The sequence below is a fragment of the Bartonella sp. AP57NXGY genome, assembly GCF_042195805.1.
Classification (GTDB): Bacteria; Pseudomonadota; Alphaproteobacteria; order Rhizobiales; family Rhizobiaceae; genus Bartonella.
This window is the reverse complement of record NZ_JBHIOZ010000151.1, coordinates 1-2,954: the sequence shown is the minus strand read 5'-3', so window position 1 is coordinate 2,954 and position 2,954 is coordinate 1. Positions and strand designations below refer to the sequence as shown.

The 2,954-nt window shown below is 38.5% G+C and carries 4 protein-coding genes and 3 pseudogenes; 2 read left to right on the top strand and 5 right to left on the bottom strand.

The features are described 5' to 3' along the window. Positions 1 to 170, top strand: a pseudogene (locus tag ACFIL8_RS08800) (DNA-binding protein); the annotation flags it as partial. 42 nt (positions 171 to 212) lie between these two features. Here ACFIL8_RS08800 and ACFIL8_RS08795 read toward each other — a convergent pair. The 3 genes from ACFIL8_RS08795 to ACFIL8_RS08785 are packed head-to-tail and all read right to left on the bottom strand — an operon-like array spanning position 213 to position 1,445. Then, positions 213 to 491 (bottom strand): hypothetical protein, encoded by a 279-nt coding sequence (locus ACFIL8_RS08795; RefSeq protein WP_375689475.1) that lies wholly within the window; start codon positions 489 to 491, stop codon positions 213 to 215. After that, positions 488 to 1,249 carry a phage antirepressor KilAC domain-containing protein gene (locus ACFIL8_RS08790; protein ID WP_375682193.1) on the bottom strand — a complete coding sequence of 254 codons (762 nt, stop codon included), beginning with the start codon at positions 1,247 to 1,249 and terminating at the stop codon, positions 488 to 490. Before ACFIL8_RS08790 ends, ACFIL8_RS08795 begins: the two co-directional genes overlap by 4 nt. Then, complete coding sequence (locus tag ACFIL8_RS08785; RefSeq protein WP_375627530.1) at positions 1,242 to 1,445, bottom strand: Arc family DNA-binding protein; 204 nt, start codon at positions 1,443 to 1,445, stop codon at positions 1,242 to 1,244. The genes ACFIL8_RS08790 and ACFIL8_RS08785 overlap by 8 nt, the downstream gene beginning before the upstream one ends. Positions 1,446 to 1,520: 75 nt before the next feature. On the opposite strand from ACFIL8_RS08785, the gene ACFIL8_RS08780 reads away from it, so the two are divergent. Further along, positions 1,521 to 1,745, top strand: a complete 225-nt coding sequence (locus tag ACFIL8_RS08780; protein WP_375627529.1) for an Arc family DNA-binding protein — start codon at positions 1,521 to 1,523, stop codon at positions 1,743 to 1,745. A gap of 15 nt (positions 1,746 to 1,760) precedes the next feature. Here ACFIL8_RS08780 and ACFIL8_RS08775 read toward each other — a convergent pair. Beyond that, positions 1,761 to 2,252 (bottom strand): annotated as a pseudogene (locus ACFIL8_RS08775) (Rha family transcriptional regulator); the annotation flags it as partial. Between the two features lie 303 nt (positions 2,253 to 2,555). Next, positions 2,556 to 2,954 (bottom strand): annotated as a pseudogene (locus tag ACFIL8_RS08770) (late control protein); the annotation flags it as partial.

Genomic DNA, 2,954 nt, shown 5'->3' with positions numbered 1-2,954 from the left:
CTCAAGAGACAGGACTAAATCGCGAGTCTCTTTATCGTTCTTTAAGCGATAAAGGTGATCCACGACTTTCTACTTTTTTTAGTGTTTTGAATGCTTTAAATTTGCAAATGAGTTTGACACCTATTCAAAAGAATTGTAAGGAGCAGACAACTTTAGAAGAAGCATCTTAACCACCTCCCCATTTTGAGAACGGGGAGGGGCATATTTTTTACTTAAGCAACCTTTTTAATGGGGCTCTCTAAATCTGGTTCGTAAGTTCGCAACAAAGAATCCATGCTATGTGGCAGTTCTGAAGCTCCAAAATCTGTCAAAATTGCCAAGATTTTTGTAATATTGGGCACGTCATTTTGAAGTTTTAAAACTAGAACCTTTTCTATTGCATTCATAGTTTGAACCAGAGCACTACAATCTTTGTCGCTCACATTTTCATCATTAGAAAATTGAGATAATGCTACCCATAAATCGCATAAGAAGTTGGTATCTATCTTCATTGTACACCTCCATGGATTTGTTCTCTCAAACATGCCAATCCTCTCGATGTGATTTTCGTTGAAGGGAGCACCTTTTCTGTACCATCCGGTCTTTGAATGGTGATAGCAGGACAATCCATAAATCCTTTCTTGATCTTGTCCTGATAAGGTAACAGAGGCGCCCCTGGAGCACGTCGATACACCCAATCATGTTTACGCAAATAATCGGTCAAATCCTTAGGTCGTACCTCTAACATCTTTGCTGCTTCAATAAGACCGAACAAACCATCAGAACGCTTTAAACCATCAAGTGCTTTTGCCTTTGGTTCTAATTTAGCAATGATATTGTCTTTCCGCTCATTTTCATCTTTTAAATGCGTTAAGACACCAAGCATTACTGTTGGACTGGAGTAGTCGATCGATTGAACATAGGATTGCTTTATCTCGCCCCTACGCCATGCAACAAATAACTTAATAAGCATATAACGGACTTGAGAAGATTTTTCTGTATTCGATAATGTCGCAATCAATAACGCTTGCTCTTCGTTAAGCCAATATTCTGTTACGTTATTGCCCTTTATTACGTGCGCCACAGTGGCGCACCTCCCAAACCGTTCTATTTCTTGCATATTTCTTGTAATTAATTTTCTAACGTCACGTGTACGAACAAACCCTAATTTTTCTGCTAAGTCCACATCGCGAACACGAGGCTCGTTTTCGACTTCTCGTAATTTTATTAATTTGTCTTTATTGATAGGTAAGTATGTGCTATTATTCATTGTAATTGACCTCTTTCGGGTTAGTTAGATGTAAAGCGTTAGAGAGAGTTTTTGCGGACTTATGCTCTAGCGCTTTTTCTTTTTTGAGAATGTTAATTATTTCAGATGAAAGAGAGCGATCATTCTCAGTCGCCCGATTAAACAACCACTCCTTTAATGTATGTGGCATATTTATTTTATATTGGATCGTTTTCATTTTACCTCCATATGCACATATTTAGTACCATAAAGGTACCTTGTGTCAAGTGTATTTTAGGTATATTTTAGGTGCATGACAAAAAAAGATCGTGTGCAATTTAAATTTCTCATTCCAATTGAACTGAAAAATCAATTGGAAGAGCTTGCTGAAGCAAATCATCGTAGCCTTACGGGTGAAATTCTTGCTCGTTTAGAAAATTCTGTCCGCACTACCGTTACATTAAATCACCTACTGGCAATGAATTCAGAAGATCTCAAAAAGCTCCTTGAACAACCACTCGTGAATAAAAAACAATAAGATGCCACACATAGCCCCATCAGAGCGTTTTAAACCTTCCAAAGCTTTTGCTTTTGGTGCTAATTCTGCAATGGTGTTATCCTTTTGCTCAATTTGGTTTTGTAGATGTGTCAAAAAGCCAATCATTGCTTGAGGACTTGAGTAGTCTATCTGTGGAACAGCTACCTGCTTTTCCAACTCTTGCCAACGGTCAATAATCTTTGCTCGTAATGTAGTGTTATAACCAGAAACAAGAATTAAACATTCACGCTTAGGTAAGTTATAACAAGGGCGGCTTTTCCCTTGTTCATCAATATAATTGCTTAAAAATTTAGCCAGCCCAAATTTGGGCTCGCTAAAATTAACCACCCCAAATTTGGGGGCGTTAAGTTCTTCAAGCATTTGCTTAATGTCACGTATAACATGTTTATGTTGTTTACCACACAATTCTGCAATCTCACGGCTAGACATAGTCTGAGTGGTAGCATTATTAGTAGTGCTTTCTTTAATTTCTATAAGTGTGTTCATTATGAACTCCTAGATGTTAAAGTTTTTGATTGACACTCAATAGAGAGTGCCGGGTGCTCAAAAACACGGCATCTAGTCCGTCGTTATGCCTTTCCCAAAAGGGTATTGTATAGCATAACCACACCCGACAAGACCTTTATATGCCACGGCATATAATGAGTCAAAATCTTTAATGTTCAGAAGATTGATTATTTCGGCAACCAATCCGCTAGATGTTTTAAGGTGTTTTTGAGGCACCTGATTCGATTATTCATATTGTTGCCACATTGTCAAGTTGCTTCTGATAATTTTTTGATATTTTTGCTAATTGATGCCTTCTTCATCCATATGGATAACGCCTTCGCCTTCATCACATGCGTTAGGTGGGGCGTTTGGATCAAGGGTATCATCCTTGTCTGGTGTGGTGTTTGCAACGTTTCCAGCCGCATCTTCTTGTGATGCATCAAAAAGTTCGCATTCTATTTTTGTGGTGTAACCACCCGTTTTATCAAGTTTGTGCTTAACACTTTTGATACGCCATTCTGCTGGAATATAGGGGCGGAAAGGGGGCTTTTGAACAAGCTTTGCTTCTGCTTGTACAAAGGGATCACCACCAATATCACATGAGAAAGAAGATTTGCCACGAGATGATTTGTTGCGATAAGCAGCAATGGCCGCAACAGCTTCTGATTGATTGTGGTAGGTGTATTTGAGTTCATGAAA

Coding starts and splice junctions, on each gene's coding strand:
- ACFIL8_RS08795 (WP_375689475.1), bottom strand. CDS start 491: ATGAAGATAGATACCAACTTCTTATGCGATTTATGGGTAGCATTATCT.
- ACFIL8_RS08790 (WP_375682193.1), bottom strand. CDS start 1,249: ATGAATAATAGCACATACTTACCTATCAATAAAGACAAATTAATAAAA.
- ACFIL8_RS08785 (WP_375627530.1), bottom strand. CDS start 1,445: ATGAAAACGATCCAATATAAAATAAATATGCCACATACATTAAAGGAG.
- ACFIL8_RS08780 (WP_375627529.1), top strand. CDS start 1,521: ATGACAAAAAAAGATCGTGTGCAATTTAAATTTCTCATTCCAATTGAA.